At 56.1% G+C, this 16,115-nt stretch carries 16 protein-coding genes, 1 tRNA gene and 1 pseudogene; 10 read left to right on the top strand and 8 right to left on the bottom strand.

What is annotated here, in order from left to right; translation table 11 throughout:
- Both ABJL60_RS11930 and ABJL60_RS11925 read left to right on the top strand, forming a co-directional pair.
- Positions 1 to 140 (top strand): annotated as a pseudogene (locus ABJL60_RS11930) (IS3 family transposase); the annotation flags it as partial.
- A gap of 109 nt (positions 141 to 249) precedes the next feature.
- Entirely contained in the window at positions 250 to 726 is a 477-nt protein-coding gene (locus tag ABJL60_RS11925; RefSeq protein ID WP_348292262.1) for a tyrosine-type recombinase/integrase, read from the top strand.
- Between the two features lie 86 nt (positions 727 to 812).
- On the opposite strand, the gene ABJL60_RS11920 is transcribed toward ABJL60_RS11925, so the two are convergent.
- Positions 813 to 886: transfer RNA gene (locus ABJL60_RS11920), tRNA-Cys, on the bottom strand.
- 147 nt (positions 887 to 1,033) lie between these two features.
- Between ABJL60_RS11920 and ABJL60_RS11915 the strand changes: the two genes are divergently transcribed.
- The 4 genes from ABJL60_RS11915 to ABJL60_RS11900 all read left to right on the top strand — a co-directional run bounded on the left by ABJL60_RS11915 (position 1,034) and on the right by ABJL60_RS11900 (position 5,036).
- A complete protein-coding gene (locus ABJL60_RS11915; protein ID WP_348375585.1) occupies positions 1,034 to 1,687 on the top strand; it encodes a protein-L-isoaspartate O-methyltransferase in 654 nt (217 codons plus the stop codon).
- Between the two features lie 66 nt (positions 1,688 to 1,753).
- Positions 1,754 to 3,175, top strand: a complete 1,422-nt coding sequence (locus tag ABJL60_RS11910; protein ID WP_348292242.1) for a TolC family outer membrane protein — start codon at positions 1,754 to 1,756, stop codon at positions 3,173 to 3,175.
- 74 nt (positions 3,176 to 3,249) lie between these two features.
- Complete coding sequence (locus ABJL60_RS11905; RefSeq protein ID WP_348375583.1) at positions 3,250 to 4,398, top strand: hypothetical protein; 1,149 nt, start codon at positions 3,250 to 3,252, stop codon at positions 4,396 to 4,398.
- A gap of 62 nt (positions 4,399 to 4,460) precedes the next feature.
- Positions 4,461 to 5,036: a cobalamin biosynthesis protein CobQ gene (locus ABJL60_RS11900; RefSeq protein ID WP_348292238.1), complete on the top strand. Its 576-nt coding sequence runs from the start codon at positions 4,461 to 4,463 to the stop codon at positions 5,034 to 5,036.
- Between the two features lie 120 nt (positions 5,037 to 5,156).
- On the opposite strand, the gene ABJL60_RS11895 is transcribed toward ABJL60_RS11900, so the two are convergent.
- Positions 5,157 to 5,477, bottom strand: coding sequence for a DUF6280 family protein (locus tag ABJL60_RS11895; protein WP_108827640.1), 321 nt, complete (start codon positions 5,475 to 5,477; stop codon positions 5,157 to 5,159).
- A 220-nt stretch (positions 5,478 to 5,697) separates the two neighbouring features.
- Here ABJL60_RS11895 and efp point away from each other — a divergent pair, with 220 nt between their 5' ends.
- Positions 5,698 to 6,261, top strand: a complete 564-nt coding sequence (gene efp / locus ABJL60_RS11890) for an elongation factor P (protein ID WP_108827641.1) — start codon at positions 5,698 to 5,700, stop codon at positions 6,259 to 6,261.
- A gap of 117 nt (positions 6,262 to 6,378) precedes the next feature.
- Here efp and ABJL60_RS11885 read toward each other — a convergent pair whose 3' ends face one another.
- From ABJL60_RS11885 to ABJL60_RS11865, 5 genes are all read right to left on the bottom strand, one after another.
- Positions 6,379 to 7,338: an oligopeptide/dipeptide ABC transporter ATP-binding protein gene (locus ABJL60_RS11885; RefSeq protein ID WP_348375581.1), complete on the bottom strand. Its 960-nt coding sequence runs from the start codon at positions 7,336 to 7,338 to the stop codon at positions 6,379 to 6,381.
- The gene (locus ABJL60_RS11880; protein ID WP_348375579.1) at positions 7,335 to 8,309 is read right to left on the bottom strand and encodes an ABC transporter ATP-binding protein; all 975 of its coding nucleotides are present in this window, start codon (positions 8,307 to 8,309) and stop codon (positions 7,335 to 7,337) included. Before ABJL60_RS11880 ends, ABJL60_RS11885 begins: the two co-directional genes overlap by 4 nt.
- Positions 8,306 to 9,175, bottom strand: coding sequence for an ABC transporter permease (locus ABJL60_RS11875; RefSeq protein ID WP_108827644.1), 870 nt, complete (start codon positions 9,173 to 9,175; stop codon positions 8,306 to 8,308). Before ABJL60_RS11875 ends, ABJL60_RS11880 begins: the two co-directional genes overlap by 4 nt.
- Before the next feature lie 4 nt (positions 9,176 to 9,179).
- Positions 9,180 to 10,154, bottom strand: coding sequence for an ABC transporter permease (locus ABJL60_RS11870; RefSeq protein WP_348375577.1), 975 nt, complete (start codon positions 10,152 to 10,154; stop codon positions 9,180 to 9,182).
- A 122-nt stretch (positions 10,155 to 10,276) separates the two neighbouring features.
- A complete protein-coding gene (locus tag ABJL60_RS11865; RefSeq protein WP_348375575.1) occupies positions 10,277 to 11,836 on the bottom strand; it encodes an ABC transporter substrate-binding protein in 1,560 nt (519 codons plus the stop codon).
- A 297-nt stretch (positions 11,837 to 12,133) separates the two neighbouring features.
- On the opposite strand from ABJL60_RS11865, the gene ABJL60_RS11860 reads away from it, so the two are divergent.
- Complete coding sequence (locus ABJL60_RS11860) at positions 12,134 to 13,759, top strand: amidohydrolase (RefSeq protein WP_348375573.1); 1,626 nt, start codon at positions 12,134 to 12,136, stop codon at positions 13,757 to 13,759.
- Entirely contained in the window at positions 13,756 to 14,625 is an 870-nt protein-coding gene (locus tag ABJL60_RS11855) for a CobW family GTP-binding protein (protein ID WP_348292226.1), read from the top strand. Before ABJL60_RS11860 ends, ABJL60_RS11855 begins: the two co-directional genes overlap by 4 nt.
- A gap of 9 nt (positions 14,626 to 14,634) precedes the next feature.
- Here the strand turns inward: ABJL60_RS11855 and ABJL60_RS11850 are convergent, their stop codons facing one another.
- Positions 14,635 to 15,372 (bottom strand): folate-binding protein, encoded by a 738-nt coding sequence (locus ABJL60_RS11850; RefSeq protein WP_348375571.1) that lies wholly within the window; start codon positions 15,370 to 15,372, stop codon positions 14,635 to 14,637.
- A gap of 68 nt (positions 15,373 to 15,440) precedes the next feature.
- Between ABJL60_RS11850 and ABJL60_RS11845 the strand changes: the two genes are divergently transcribed.
- Positions 15,441 to 16,115: a TIGR04283 family arsenosugar biosynthesis glycosyltransferase gene (locus tag ABJL60_RS11845; protein ID WP_348375569.1), complete on the top strand. Its 675-nt coding sequence runs from the start codon at positions 15,441 to 15,443 to the stop codon at positions 16,113 to 16,115.

Genomic DNA, 16,115 nt, shown 5'->3' with positions numbered 1-16,115 from the left:
GTATCGCTTTGGCGTGCCGTGCGTTCGATATCAGCGAGACCTGCTATAGATACAGCCCTGTTTTGAGCGACGAGAACGAAGAGATCGCCAATTGGCTGGAACGCCTGGCAGCCAACAAACGTAGTTGGGGCTTTGGCCTATCCAACGGCTGCTTGCCATAAATCAGCGCTAGTCCGCAAAGTTCCCTAGAAGCCACACTTACCATGGACCGACTGGGCTGTTGAAAAGATGCGGGAAGAGGGCGAGCCATTGCCCCGCCTGATTTTTGAGATTGGTGTGGGTAGTGTACAACGCCCCGGCGACTGGGTGGATTTTCAATGGGGCGACTATGACGGCGATACCCTTAAACTGCGCCAGAACAAGACAGATACTGTCCTTTCACTGCCCTGCACGATTGCACTCAAGGCGGCACTGGACGGTGCGAAAGCTGATCTAGGCGTTGCGCCCCACCCGTCGCGCCACATCCTGACGCGCGCTAACGGTTCCAAAATGGACTATCACGCAATGGCGCGTGTGATGGTGCGCGAGCGTAAGCGGTTAGGCCTGATGGCCCATGACCAACACGCCTTGCGGTATCGAGGCGTGATGGAATTGGCGTGGGCGGGCTGCACTGACGATGAAATCGCCAGCTACAGCGGCCACACATCCAAAGAGATGATCATCAAATATGCGGGCGAGGCGCGGCAAATCATGCGGGCGCGGCAGGCGGTCGCAAAGCGCAAATGACCCCGAACAGAACAGGCACAGAACGTGAAACTGGTACCAGAGGTGATACCCAATGAGCAGGAAAATGCATAACCCATTGATTTTATTGGAGGCGAGTACCGGAATCGAACCGGTGTACACGGATTTGCAATCCGCTGCATAACCACTCTACCAACTCGCCGCCTTTGAGTGTGTGATGCGTCCTAGCGGATAAAACTGGGCCTCGCAAGAGGGGCTAGGTGCAATTTGCATCATCCTTCCGTTGCCCCTTGGCGGTAGATATGGCACATCTGGTCCAACCGGATTCTGAACGAATGAGTTTAGCTACATGACAGACTTCTCCGCACGCCGTACAATGATGGTCGACACGCAAGTGCGTCCTTCGGATGTGACCAAATTCCCTATCATCGAAGCCATGCTTTCTGTGCCGCGCGAAGACTTCGTGCCGAATGCACAAAAAGAAGCAGCGTATATGGGGGAAAACCTTGAACTCGGGGCGGGACGCGTTGTGCTTGAACCGCGCAGTTTGGCGAAAATGCTGGACGGTTTGGATATCTCCAACGATGAACTGGTTTTGGATGTGGGCTGCGCGTTTGGTTATTCCTCTGCAGTGATTGCCCACATGGCGCAGGCAGTGGTTGCGCTGGAAGATGATGAGACAGCAGCGCGTGACGCGGCGGATGCATGGAGCGCCGCAGGCATCGACAATGTGGTGCCACATGTCGGTCCTTTGACGGCAGGCGCACAAGAACATGGCCCGTATGACGTGATTGTTGTTCAGGGCGGGGTTGCGCATATCCCGGATACGATCCTGAGCCAGTTGAAAGAAGGCGGACGCATTGCCGCGTTGTTCATGGATGGCGCATTGGGCGAGGCGCGTATTGGCTACAAAATGGATGGCAAAATCACTTGGCGTCTTGCGTTTAACGCAGGGGCGCCTGTCTTGCCCGGATTTGAAAGCCACGCAAAGTTTCAATTATAAGCTAATGCAATTGGCGCGGCCTTTTGTGCCGTGCCGAACCTACCCACGACAGAAGGAGTGCGGTGTATGCGAGTTTTGAACAATCAAATGCGGAAAATCGGGATGCGGATGGCCACAGCCGTTGTGGTTTTGTCTCCGATTGCTTTGGTGCCAATGGCGGCGCACTCCGACACTTTGGGCGATGCATTGACAAGCGCCTACAACCACAGCGGACTTCTGGAACAAAACCGCGCATTGCTGCGTGTTGCCGACGAAAATGTCGCATCGGCTGCGGCTGCTTTGAAACCGATCCTGAACTGGTCGGTGACCGCGGAATACCGCGACACCGCTCCGACATCGATTTTTTCCCCGCGAAACCCGGTAACGGACGTCACAGCGCAAATAACAGCCAGCTTGCTTTTGTATGATAGCGGTGGATCCAAAGCGAGCATTGACGCATTGAAAGAGACGGTTCTGGCAACGCGCGCGGGCCTTGTTTCCATCGAACAGCAGATTATGCTGCGCGCAGTTTCCGCCTACTTCAACTTGCGTCAAAGCGGTGAAATTGTTGCGTTGCGTCGCAACAACTTACGCTTGTTGACGCAAGAATTGCGGGCGGCACGCGACCGGTTCGAACTGGGCGATATCACACGCACGGACGTCGCCTTGGCGGAAGCCCGATTGGCGCAGGCCCGCAGTGGTTTGGCCACTGCCGAAGGCAACCAGATCAAAGCTGTCGAGGAATTTCGAAATGTTGTCGGACGCAAGCCTGGCCGTTTGAATGTGCCCAAGCTTCCAAAAGTCGAAACCAACCTGAAACGCGCCAAATCCTTGGCAGTGCGCAGCCATCCGGATATGGCGCAGGTCCAACATCAGGTGGCGTCTTTAGAACACAGCATTTTTGCAGCCAAAGCCGCGATGGATCCGACGTATACGTTGAACGGGTCTGTACGTGCCGTTGAGACTTACAATGCAGATACATCAAGCACACGGGCCGCAGTCGGTGTGACCGTACAGGGCCCGATCTATCAGGGTGGCGCTTTGTCGTCTGCTGTGCGCCGTGAAATCGCGCGTCGGGATGCGGCACGTGGCAATTTGCATGTGGTGCGCCACAACGTGCAACAGGAAGTTGGCAACGCCTTCGCGGACGTAGGGATTGCGCGCGCAAGTCTTGAAGCCAGCGAACGCCAGATCCGCGCGTCGCGTGTGGCTTTTCGTGGCGTTCGCGAAGAGGTCAAAGTCGGCTCAAGAACCACCTTAGACGTTCTGGATGCGGAACAGGAACTGCTTGATGCCGAAGCGTCCCGTATCACGGCCCAAAGCCAGCAGTATGTCGCAGCCTATACGGTGCTGGCTTCTATGGGCCTTTTGACTGCCAAAAATATGAACCTGCCTGTACAGCAATATGACCCTGCAGCTTACTATGAGCTGGTCAAAGATGGTGTCGCAGTCCGCAGCAAGCAAGGACGCCAATTGGACAAGGTTCTGCGGGCTTTGCAAAAAGACTGACGGATTTTAAGCACCTGTTGTCCGAATCTCGGGCGCTCTATAAGGTGTCCGTGAGGCAAGAGTGGTAAATAAAAATGTCAGACCCCGTGAAAAGCGTGGAAGTTGAGGACGTTCTGTCCTCTATCCGCCGTTTGGTTTCCGAAGATCGACCCGCTGTAGAGGCTGCTGTGCAAGCGCCTGTCACGCAGGATCGGCTTGTTTTGACGCCTGCATTGCGGGTCATGGACACGTCCGAAACATCGCAAGACAGTGATCCTGTGGCGTCTTTGTCGACTGTTCAAACCGACGATGGTGACACCGCGCCTGCACAAAACGGCGATGATGAATGGGCGCATGCGTCCGAAGACGTGTCAGAAACACCACACCAAGCTGATGCCGAAGATCAGGCAAACTTCGCTGACCATGGGCATGAGGATCAAGGCACGGCCAACGATGAAGCCCCGTTTGTAAACGTGGAGGACGACCACGCAAGCGGCCATGCAGATGGCAGCCAAGAAGGGCACGAAAATTTTCACGATGACGCGGTGGTGATGGATTGGGATCAGCGGATGGCTGATTTCGCAGCGCGGTCCGGTGACGCCGACTTGCACGATGCTGAGACGACTGAGCATCAAGATCACAGCGCACCTGCGCCCGAAGCCGCACGAGCGGATGAAGCCACACAAGGGGCCGAAGCCTTACAAACGGATGGTGCGCCATCAAGTGACGCCGACACGCAGGAGGACACGCCTGAGTTCGAAGGGCATGACGCCGTCGCGGACACTGACACTGCGGAGACTGACAATCTTGACATCGAAGATGGCACTCAAGATGTTGTCGAGGCGGAATTGATGGGTCCTGAAGAGCCGTTTGGACACGCGTCGCAAGCAGAAACACTGACATCCAAGATTGCAGCGCTGGAAGCCGTGATTGGAAAACGGGACGATGAATGGGAACCGGATGATACCGGTGACAGCGACTATTCCGGCACCGAAGCGCCTTCTATGACTTGGGATGACGCGGAACCTGAAGCGATCGACGCAACAGTTGTTCAGGGTGCGAATGATTTTGCAGAAACGTCGGATATTGCAGACATCCTGGATGAAGAAACCTTGCGTGAAATGGTCAGTGATATCGTCCGCGAAGAGCTGCAAGGCGCTTTGGGCGAACGCATCACCCGCAATGTTCGTAAGCTGGTGCGCCGTGAAATTCATCGCGCAATAGCCGCACAAGATCTCGAATAGGTGCTTGCGTGCGCGCGTTGGCCGGAACAGGTCTGCGCCTTGGTGCATTTTGGTCCATTTGAATGAACACGCCAGCGCATCTTCTATTGGGCGCTGCGTGTTTTGCCCGTCCAGCCACATCAAAATTGTTGCTTGCCGCGTTGTTCGGGGCGCTGTTGCCTGATCTGTCGTTGTATGTGTTGGCAGGCGGGGCGTTGTTCCTTTTCGATTTGCCACCGGCTTACGTTTTTGGCGAATTGTATTTTTCGGATCTGTGGCAAAGCATTTTCGCCGTGGACAACTCATTTGTGGTTTGGGCCGCTTTGCTGGCGGCGGCCCTGTGGTCGCGGCAGGCATGGGCGATTGCGATATGCGGCGCGGCCATTTTGCATTTGGCACTGGATTTCCCGCTACATCATGATGACGGGCGTGCCCATTTTTGGCCGTTGACGTCTTGGGTGTTTGAAAGCCCCTACAGCTACTGGGACAGGCACCATGGGGCGCATTGGGTGGCACCAATAGAGGCTGCAGCAGCAACAGTCAGTGCCGGGGTGCTTTGGAAACGGCAACTGCCAGTTTGGGCGGCGTCGTTTGTCGGGGCGTTGCTGGTGGCAGAGCTTTGGGTGGTGCGCCAATGGCTGTTTGTCTTTGGCGGTTGAACCCTATCCTGCGGCATATGCCCGTGTGGAAACAGCGTGACGTCAAAAACCAACAGGTAGAAACGCAAAACGCGCCCGAGCAGAGGGCGCGTTTTACGTAGCAGTCTTTAACGATTGCGATCAGGCGGCTTCGGCCTGCTGTGCCGCGTTGCGGCGTTCGCTTTCTTCGCGTGACAAAGCAACGGAAGTCCGCACACCTTTGCCCACAAATTCCATCAAGCCGGTCACAACCCGCTCGTTGGGGTCAATACCCGCGCAGCTTAGAACTTCACGCCCATCGCGGGACCGTGCCCAGCGTGCGATTTGTTCTGGACCATTGCCGTATTTCTTGTCATCCGCAATGGCGTCGTCCAATGCAGCCAATACCACGGCTGCGAATAGTTTACGTGCACGATTGCCTTGTTCGTTGTTAAAGGCAGTGCCGTCGACAAAATCTTTCATTCGTCGTCCTTTCAATTATTCTTGCTCTTGTGTTTTCGGCGTGAAGCTTCTTATGACTGGTTTTCTCCGATTCGGATACCCTAATCTTGCATAGCTCCGTTGCATTTTACGCAAGTCTCGCTGCGACGCAGCGCAATATTTCGTTGTCTTGTTCGGCTCATCACAACAAGATATAGGGTCAGTAAATCTTTCATCAACCTTTAGACACGGTTTTGCCACAATGCCCAAAATTAACGGAAACGAAATTCGCCCAGGTAACGTACTTGAGCACAACGCAGGCCTTTGGGCCGCTGTGAAGGTAGACCACGTCAAACCCGGCAAGGGCGGCGCCTTTGCCCAAGTCGAACTGCGCAATCTGCGCAACGGATCCAAATTGAACGAACGCTTCCGCAGTGCCGACAAGGTCGAACGCGTGCGTCTTGAACAAAAAGACCAACAGTTCTTGTATGAAGACGATGGCATGCTGGTTGTGATGGACATCGAAACCTACGAGCAGATCCAATTGCCAGCAGACCTGTTGGGCGAACGCCGCCCGTTCTTGCAAGACGGCATGACCATTGTTGTGGAATTCCACGAAGCTGAAGCACTGAACGCCACCATCCCGCAAAAGGTCATTTGCAAAGTGGTCGAAACGGAGCCGGTGGTCAAAGGCCAGACGGCAGCCAATTCGTTTAAACCTGCAATCCTGGACAATGGTGTCAAAGTCATGGTGCCTCCGTTTGTAGGTCAGGATGAAGACATCGTGGTGAACACAGAAACCATGGAATATTCAGAACGCGCCTAATTCTGCGTCTCTCTCCAAGATGGAACCCGCCAGTCCCAAGCCCCATGCGGTATCCGCAGAGGGTGTTCGGGACGGCGGGTTTTTCTTTGTGGCGGATGCTTCTAACCGGGGACGTTTCTAACCGGGAAAGTGGCAGGCCACTCCGTTTTCCAATTGGGGGCGTTTTTCAGTGCATAAGGCTGCCGCTTTGGGGCATCTTTGTGCAAAAGCGCAGCCGAGGGGCGGGTTGATGGGGCTTGGTGGGTCGCCCGAGATGTTCAAAGGCCGTGTGTATCCTTGGGATTTGCGCCGTTTCAAAGAGGGCGCCGCCGATAACAATGCTTGCGTGTAGGGGTGTTGCGGCGCGTCAAACAATTGCTCGACCGGAGCCTGCTCGACGATTTTTCCCAAATACATCACGGCCACATCATCACAAACGTGGCGCACGACGCCCAGATCGTGGCTGATGAACAGATAACTTAATCCCAAATCACGTTTCAGCTTTGCCAAAAGGTTCAGGATTTGCGCTTGAATGGCCACATCCAATGCGGACACCGGTTCGTCGCACACCAAGAGTTTGGGGTTGGTGGTCAATGCCCGTGCGATTGAGATGCGCTGACGTTGTCCGCCGGAAAACTGGTGTGGAAACAGGCTAAGCTGGTCTTCGCGCAGGCCCACCAATGCAAACAATTCGCGGACACGGTCCATCCTGTCCGCAGGGGTGCCGATGTCCAGAAGGTCCAAGGGTTCGCGCACAATGTCACCGACGCGGGCGCGCGGGTTCAGTGACGAATACGGGTCTTGAAAGATCAACTGCACATCGCGTCGCCGCGCACGCATGTCTTCGTCGCTCAGCCCCAACAGGTCGTCGCCTTCAAACAACACTTTGCCGGACGTGGATTGTGTCAGCCGGATTGCCGCCATCGCGGCGGTTGTTTTGCCTGATCCGCTTTCGCCGACGATGCCAAGGGCGCGGCCTTTTTCCAAGGTAAAGGAGACTGCGCGCACCGCCTCAAGATGGGGGCGCGGTGCGAACATGCGGGGGCGGGGCAGTGCAAAGCGTACTGTCAGGTCTTGGACGTCCAGCAAAGTGGTCATAGCCGTGCCTCCTCGACGCCGTGGCAGGCGGCGGGGTGATGGCCATGATCCAGAAGGGCCGGTTTTTCGCGCAAGCATCGCGCATCTGCATGCGCGCAGCGTGCTGCAAAAGCGCATCCATCGCCCAGAAGATGCAAGGGCGGCACGACGCCGGGGATTTCCTTTAACCCGCCGTCCGCTTTGCCCAAAGCGGGAATGCAGTCGATCAAACCCCGTGCATAGGGGTGTTGTGGCGTGTCCAGCACGGCATCGGCGGTGGCGGTTTCAATGACACGACCTGCATACATCACAGACACGCGGTCTGCCATTTCCGCAATCGCGCCCATATCGTGGGTGATCAAAAGGATCGCCGCGCCAAAATCACGTTGGATTTCGTTCAGAAGGTCGAAGATTTGCGCCTGCACGGTAACATCCAGCGCGGTTGTGGGTTCATCCGCAATCAGCAATTTGGGACGGCAAGACACAGCCATGGCAATCATAACCCGTTGGCGCATGCCCCCTGAAAGCTGATGGGGATAGTCACGTGCGCGTTTGTCAGGTTCGGGGATGCCGACACGGTCCAACAGGGCCACGGCGTCTTTCATGGCCTGATCGCGTGTGGTGTTTTGATGCAGCATGATCGCTTCGGCGATCTGGGCGCCAACAGTGAACACAGGATTCAAAGAGGTCATGGGTTCCTGAAAAATCATTGCCGCTTCACCGCCGCGCATCTGGCGCAATCGGGCCTGCGGGGCGCCGACAAATTCTTCGCCTGCCAGTTTGATTGACCCGGCTTTGATGCGGCCCGGTGGCTGTGGGATCAGCCCCATAATCGACAAGGCTGTAATAGATTTTCCACAGCCGCTTTCACCGACGATACCCAGTGTTTCGCCTTCATTGACGTGCAGGGATACGGAATCAAGGGCCGTCACTTCGCCGTGCCGCGTCGCAAAGGTCACGGCCAGATCGTTGATTTCCAGAAGCGGGCTCATCGTTGTCTCAGTTTCGGATTAAAGGCGTCGTTCAGCCCGTCGCCCACAAGGGATACAGCGAAGACTGTTAGAAAAATGGCAAGGCCGGGAAAGGTCACCGGCCACCATGCGTCAAGGATGTATTCGCGGTTTGCGCCGATCATCAGCCCCCATGACATCACATTGGGATCGCCAAGGCCCAAAAAGGACAGGCCCGCTTCAAACAAAATGGCGACGCCGATGGTCAAAGTGGCCGAAACGATCAAGGGGGGTGCCGCGTTGGGCAAAATTACCTTCCAGATGATGCGCTTGTTGCGTGCGCCAATGGCGCGGGCAGCTGTGACATATTCCAGTTCCTTGATTTTGAGAAACTCGGCCCGCGTCAATCGCGCGGTTTGGGGCCAACTTACAACACCGATGGCGATGGCAATGGTCCACATCGAGGGCGAAAAGAGCGTGACCAAAACCATCGCAAACAGCAATGCTGGCAAGACCTGAAAGAATTCGGTGAAGCGCATCAAAAGGTTGTCGATCCAACCGCCATAGAAGCCCGCCAAAGCCCCTAGCGAAATGCCAATGACCATGGTGATCGCCGCTGCCACAGCCCCCACCGTCAGTGTCGGCCCGCCGCCTGTCAAAATGCCTGCCATCAAATCGCGCCCGAGATAGTCGGTGCCCAATGGAAATTCAGGTGTCGCGCCGGGGGGCTCATGGGGGGCCCAGACAATGTCGAACGGGTCGCCGCCATAAAGCAATGCGCCGTAAAGCGTGGCGAGGATAATGGCAATCAGCAGAACCAGCCCGAACACCGCAGGGATATTGCGTCGGAACATCCGCCATGCTTCTAGCCCGGGGCTTTCGGCTGTGAATTCGGTATTTTCAGTCATGGTGTCATCGTCCCCGCAAGCGTGGATCAGCCCAGCGATAGCTGAGATCGGTGATCAGGTTGGCAATCACAACCATGGCGGAGGCAAAAAACAACACACCCAGAATGGTCGGATAGTCGCGCCGCAGAATGCTGTCGAACGCCAAGCGCCCCATTCCGGGCCAGTTGAAGACTGTTTCTACCAGCAAAGCGCCAGAAATCAGATTGCCAAATTGCAAACCTGCAACCGTCAGGATGGGCAGGGCCGCATTGCGCAGGGCATGTTTGAACAAAACGCTGCCTTCGGATGCACCTTTGGCACGGGCGGTTCTGATATAGTCTGAACTGAGCACCTCAAGCATAGAGGCCCGTGACAGCCGTGCGTATTGTGCCAAATAGATAATCGCCAGCGTGAAGGCGGGCAGAACAAGGTGGTGGGCGATATCCAGTGTCTTGATCCAAAGGCTGGCATCGCGCAGTTTCACCGACTGCATGCCCTCCACAGGGAAAACGGGCAAGACGGAAGCAAACAGGATGATCAGCATGATCCCTGTCCAGAACACCGGCACGGCGTATCCGATGGTGGCAAAAATCGACACAAACCCTGACAGGATACCATTGGGTTTCCGTGCAGCGATGACGCCTAGAAAAACGCCCAATGCGATAGACAGGATTTGCGCCGTAATCACCAGAAGTATGGTTGGTCCGACGCGCAATGCGATCAAGGACGATACAGGCTGGTTGAAGAAGAAACTATCCCCAAGATCGCCAGTGGCGACGCCCGAGATGTAGATCCAAAGCTGTGTTGATAGCGGTTTATCAAGGCCGTAGTCGGCGCGGATGCTGGCCAGCACCTCTTCGGTTGCGCCGCCCATTTCGCCCGCGATGACAACGGCTGGATCACCTGGTGCCAAACGGATCAGAAGGAAATTCAAAACCACGACGCCCAGCATCAACAAAAGTCCGTATCCGACGCGGCGTAGGATGTAAGAGGCAGTCATGGGGTAAGCTTTCTAGCCGGGGTGCGTGTTGCAGATGCAAGATGCCTCCGGCGGAGGTTTATTTCGCGAGATGAAGGGATCGGGCGGCGCTTTGGGTCCGCCGCCCGACTGATTTTAATGGCCTATTCGCCCCATTCGATCATATCCATCGGGTGCATTGTGCCCCAGATGCCTGTCGGCACGTTCTTCAGCTTGCTGTTGTAGGCCGTGTGGTAAGGCAGCGCGTTGATCCAATAGACGGGCAGATCTGTAGCCACTTGTTGTTGGAACTCTGCATACAAAGACGCGCGTTTGGCATCATCCAATTCGACCGCAGCCGCATTCAGCAATTCGTCAACTTTTGCGTTGCTGTATTGCTGTGTGTTTGACCAGATCACGCCTTTTTTGATGTTGTCGCTTAGGTATGAGCGGTGCACACCGATCACCGGATCCCCCCAATTGAAGACGATGTCCATCGAAAGTTCAAAGTCATGTCCGCCAACGCGGCCTGCCCATGTCGGGAAATCAGGTGCCGCCCGAACGGTCAGCGCGATACCGATCTTTTTGAGCTGCGACTTCATATATTCCGCAATGGATTGCTGTTGTTCTTTTGGTCCCGGAATATAGTCGATTGTCAGCTCCATCCCGTCGCCGAACCCTGCCTCTGCCATCAAGGCTTTGGCCTTGTCGAGATCGACATCGTAGCTTGGGATCGTCTCGTCAAAGTAGGGCGAGCTTTCGATGATTGGACCACGCTGGGCCGTTGAAACACCGCGGTGCAGCGCTTTGGTGATAAAGTCGCGGTCCACCGCATAGGAAATGGCCTGCCGCACGCGCACGTCGCTCAGTTTTGGGGACGCCGTATTGAAGGCCAGCCAGTTGATCGGACCAACCGCTGCATACCCGTCGGTTGTGATGGACAGCGCATCAACCTTTTCCAGCCGTTTGATTTCCTGGCTACCTGCCATGAACGGATACATATCCGCATCGCCGTTTTCCATTGCGATCAGCAGGGCGGATGGGTCTTTGATGATGCGGATGATGATCTCATCCAGTTTTGGGCGTCCGTCGATGAAGAAGTTGGGGTTCTTCTTCATGATCACAGCTTCGCCGGGCGTAAATTCTTCCAGCATGAAGGGGCCGGACCCGACAGGCGCAGAATTGGCTGGATGCGATTTCGCGTCCTGGCCGTCGCCGTAGATGTGTTTGGGCAAAACCGGCGCCAATGCAGGCGACAGGGCCAAAAGCAACGCGGGGTGCGGTTTATCAAGGTTGATGACAACGGTGTGCGCGTCGGGTGTATCGATTGTGGACACGGGCGCGAACATGGATTTGAAAGGGTGGTTTTCCTTGGTTGTCATGATGGAAAACGCAACGTCTTCGGATGTTACAGGCTTACCGTCGTGGAAGGTCGCGTTCTGCACAAGGTTCAGCGTCACGGACATGCCGTCCTCTGCTACCGTCCAGCTTTCGGCCAGATAGGGCTGTGGTTCCCAATTTTCGTCGTAGCGCAGGGGAGATGCAAAAATCTGAGTCGAAGGCACGGCCGTCGCGATCCCGGACTGAACTGCACCATTAAGATGGCGTGGAACCTGGGTCGAGGCGATCACCAAAGTTCCCCCTTCGGCATGGACAAGCGGGGCAGATGCCATGCCTGCCACGACGATCGCGGCTGCGCCCAGAAGGCGTGTCATTACTGTCATGTTGGACTCCCTTAGAATTGTTTTTTTGGTGTTATTGATTTGAGGCTAGCCAAATCTGATCATTTGGGAACAGTTTTTTTACGTAGGCGTTACAGTTTTTCGCCTTCCGTAGGAAAATGAAATGTATTTCCAGGCCCCCAGAGAGGCGTAAGTTATTAGTTTATATGTTAAATACTTTGTGGCTGCCTTGTGAAAGGCGCTTTACCGCTGCCCATTCCTGATCCGCTGCGCACCACAACACCATTTATCGGTGCATCGTCTTACGTTACTGAATTATGCAACGAAGGGGAGGGGTGCATGACCCAAATTACTGTTTTCAAAGCGAAAAAGATTATCACAATGGATCCGAATCGCCGCGATGCCACGCATGTGGCTGTGCGTGAAGGTAAGGTTTTGGCTGTTGGTGGCGCAACCTGCGCCGATCAATGGGGCGCTGTGACCCATGACGATAGTCTTGCCCACGCGACCTTGATGCCCGGCATGGTCGAGGGCCACGCGCACATGATGGCGGGGGCCATGTGGCGTTATGCGTATGCGGGCTATCACGACCGTATTGACCCGCAAGGCAAGCTTTGGACAGGCATGACAGACATCGACGCGGTGGTGGACGGGTTGACCACATATGCGCAGGGTCTTGGCCCTGATGACCCACTTGTCGGCTGGGGATTTGACCCGATTTTTCTGACGTCCGAGAGGTTAAGCGCCAAGCATTTGGACCAGATCAGCACCGACCGCCCCATCGCAATTATCTTTTCCAACTTCCACTTGATGTGTGTGAATTCCAAGGCCCTGGAAATGGCAGGGTATGACGCTGGCACAAATGCAGAAGGCGTCATAAAAGGCCCGGACGGTGCGCCCACCGGAGAGCTACAGGAAATGGCGGCCATGTTTCCTATCATGCGCCGTTTGGGTATTGATTTCAGGGGGTTGTCACAGACCCCGGAAGCGATTGCCGACTTCGCGGAGGTGGCGCAGCGCGCGGGCGTGACCACGATTACGGATTTGTTTTCATCCATGGAAGATGATGATCTGAAAGTGATGTTGGACATAACCGGCCGCGACACGTTTCCGTTGCGTATTGTGCCTGTGTTGGGGGCGATGGGCGAACCGGTTCAGGTCGCTGACAGGGCTGAAACCCTTGCGAAATCTTCCACCGACAAGCTTCGGTTGGGGGCTGTGAAGTTGATGACAGACGGGTCGATCCAGGGGTGGACGGCTCGGGTGAAATGGCCCCATTATGTTGGCGGTCAGCCCAATGGCATTTGGAACACAGCGCCGGAACAGATTTATGCATTGTGTGACGAGATGCAAAAGCGTGGCATCCAAATGCACATCCACGTCAATGGGGATGAGGCCGCCGAAGTGTCCATCGCCGCGATTGAGGCGGCTTTGCGCAACCATCCAGCACCGGGCCATCGCCATGTTTTGCAACACTGCCAGATGATGGGCCGCGACCAGTATCAGCGTGCCAAGGAACTTGGGTGCTGCACCAACATCTTTGCCAACCACATATGGTATTTCGGCGATCAGCACGTTGAACTGACGTTGGGCCGCGATCGCGCTGAACGTATGGACGCCGCCCGCACAGCTTTGGACGAAGGTGTTCCTGTAGCCCTTCACTCTGACGCGCCTGTGACCCCATTGGGACCGTTGTTTACGGCGTGGTGTGCCGTGAACCGTCAAACGATGACGGGCCAGACCTTGGGGGCTGCGCAGTGCATCACCGTGGATGAAGCGCTGTATGCGATCACGATGGGGGCCGCGTATACGCTGAAACTGGACGCCGAAATCGGCAGCATCGAAGCGGGCAAACAAGCCGACTTTGCCATTTTGGGTGATGACCCCACGGCGGTTGATCCGATGGCTTTGAAAGATGTACCTGTGTTGGGCACGGTGCATGGCGGTCAGGTGCATTTGCTGTGAACCGTTTGCCTTTAACGGTTATCGGGGGCTACCTCGGGGCTGGAAAAACCACTTTGATCAACCGTTTACTGGCGGAAGACCACGGACAACGCGTGTTGGTGATGGTCAATGATTTCGGGGCCATCAACATTGACGCCGCTCTGATCGAAAGCCAAAGCGACGATATGGTCGAGCTGTCCAACGGCTGTGTGTGTTGCACCATGGGGGCGGATTTGTTCATGGCTGTGGGTGATGTTCTGGACCGTCACCCGCGCCCCGATCATCTGGTGATCGAGGCGTCGGGCATTGCGGACCCTGCACGCATTGCTCAGGTGGCCATGGCGGAACCGGACCTAAGCTATGGCGGTGTGGTGACGGTGGTTGATGCGCAAAACTACGACGCCTTGGCGTCTGACATTCAAATCGGGGCGCAGTTGCGCGGGCAGGTGGATGTGGCGGATCTGGTGTTGATCAGCAAGGCAGACGCAGGCCAAGTGCCTGCCGCTTTGGGGGTGCCTGAGGCGCAGGTTCTGGATTTGGCAAGCTTGGATGTAACAGCGCCTTTGATATTGGGTGACGCGCTTGGGTCAGGTCCCAAGGCCGCGGCAGAGGTGCACCCTGCCTATGTGTCGTGGAACACACGAGAGGATCGGGTGTTGTCGCGGGCGCAACTGGATGCGTTGATCCGCAACAGGCCCGCAAAAGCGCTTCGGATCAAAGGGTTCGTGGCCAGCGAACGCGGAATGACCGAATTGCATTGCGTAGGCCCAAGCCACAGCCTGAAACCGGTTCCGGCATCCAAAAACACCCAAACGCAACTGGTGGGCATCGGGCTAAAAGGCCACATCACCCGCGATGATTTTCAAGACTGGTGGGCCAGTGTCTAGTGGCTGCGTCTAGGGCGCGTCCCATGTGACGGTCGCGTCGCCCGCTTGCATGGGACCCTTCGCGCGATCAAAGCGCAAATAGGCGATGGCCAAACCCCCTGCGCGGCTTAACAAGGTGCCAACGGATTTGCCGTTCGCCGTGATTTCTGTACCGGGCGGGGCGTCACCGGTGACTGTCACTTGCGCCAGCCCTTTGCGCAGTTCGGTTTTGTGCTTCATGCGGGCGGTCACTTCTTGACCCACATAACAGCCTTTTTTGAAATCCACGCCGTTCAACCGCTCAAACCCCGCTTCAAGAATGAAGGTGTCGGGGGTCAAATCAACGCCGGACTGCGGCACCAGATGGCCAACCTGAAGGGCAGTCCAATCCGTGTCGTCGCGCCATTCGGTGTCACGGTAGGCACGCCATCCCATCGCACTGTGACGCGGATCGGCGAACCCGTCTTCGGGGGTATCGCCTGTGCCACGGTGCAGGTGCAAAGGGACCTCTTGGATCGTCACGTCGGCCCGTAATTTATACATGCTTAGTCTTTGCACCAACGCATCCGCTTGGTCTGCATCCGCGTCCAGATGAATGTCACCACCTGACAGAAACACAAAAAAGTCAGCGATATACTTACCCTGCGGCGTCAGAAGGGCGGTGTAGACCAGGCCATTGTCTACCTTTGCGATGTCATTTGTGATCAAGCCTTGCAGAAAATCACGGGTGTCTTTGCCCGTTAGGCAAAAGATGCGGCGTTGGGTCATGTTATGTGGTCCTCATGGGCGCTTATCTGACATATAGCGTCTGTGAGAGCAGACAAAAGGGGCCAATGATGCGCGCACCGATATCCGTGGTGATTCCAACCCTGAACGCAGGCACATCCCTGCATGGGAGTTTGGCGTGTCTGATGGAAGGGGTCGAAGCCGGCGTGATCCGCGAGGTCATCGTCAGCGACGGTGGATCAACAGATCAAACGATAGCATTGGCAAAAGACTGGGGGGCGGAAATTGTGTCGGGACCGGCGTCGCGCGGGGGGCAATTGCGACGCGGATGTGCTGCGGCCCAAGGGGCTTGGGTGCTGGTTTTGCATGCAGACACGCAGCTGTCACCGGGATGGGTCGGACCTGTCATGCGGCACATGCAAGGGCGCAAGGCGGGTTGGTTTCAGTTGGCTTTCGACAAAGGCGGATTGCCTGCGAAAATTGTTGCGGGTTGGGCCAATTGGCGCAGCAGGCGCGGATTGCCTTATGGCGATCAGGGGCTTTTTCTGTCGCGGGACATGTACGCGGCGGTGGGGGGATACGCCGACCAGCCGTTGATGGAAGACGTCGCTATTGCGCGGGCGCTTAAGGGGCAATTGGCAGCGATTGATGCCGTGGCCACCACCAGTGCGCAAAAGTACCAATCCCAAGGGTGGATGCGCCGCGGTGGGCGCAACCTGTTGGTTTTGTTGCGATATTACCTTGGCGCCGACGTGGGAAAACTGGCCCGAAGCTATCGCAAATAG

The organism is Ascidiaceihabitans sp. (genome assembly GCF_039986515.1).
Taxonomy (GTDB): Bacteria; Pseudomonadota; Alphaproteobacteria; order Rhodobacterales; family Rhodobacteraceae; genus Ascidiaceihabitans.
Note: the sequence above shows the minus strand (reverse complement) of the source record. Positions and strands in the feature narration are given on the sequence as shown.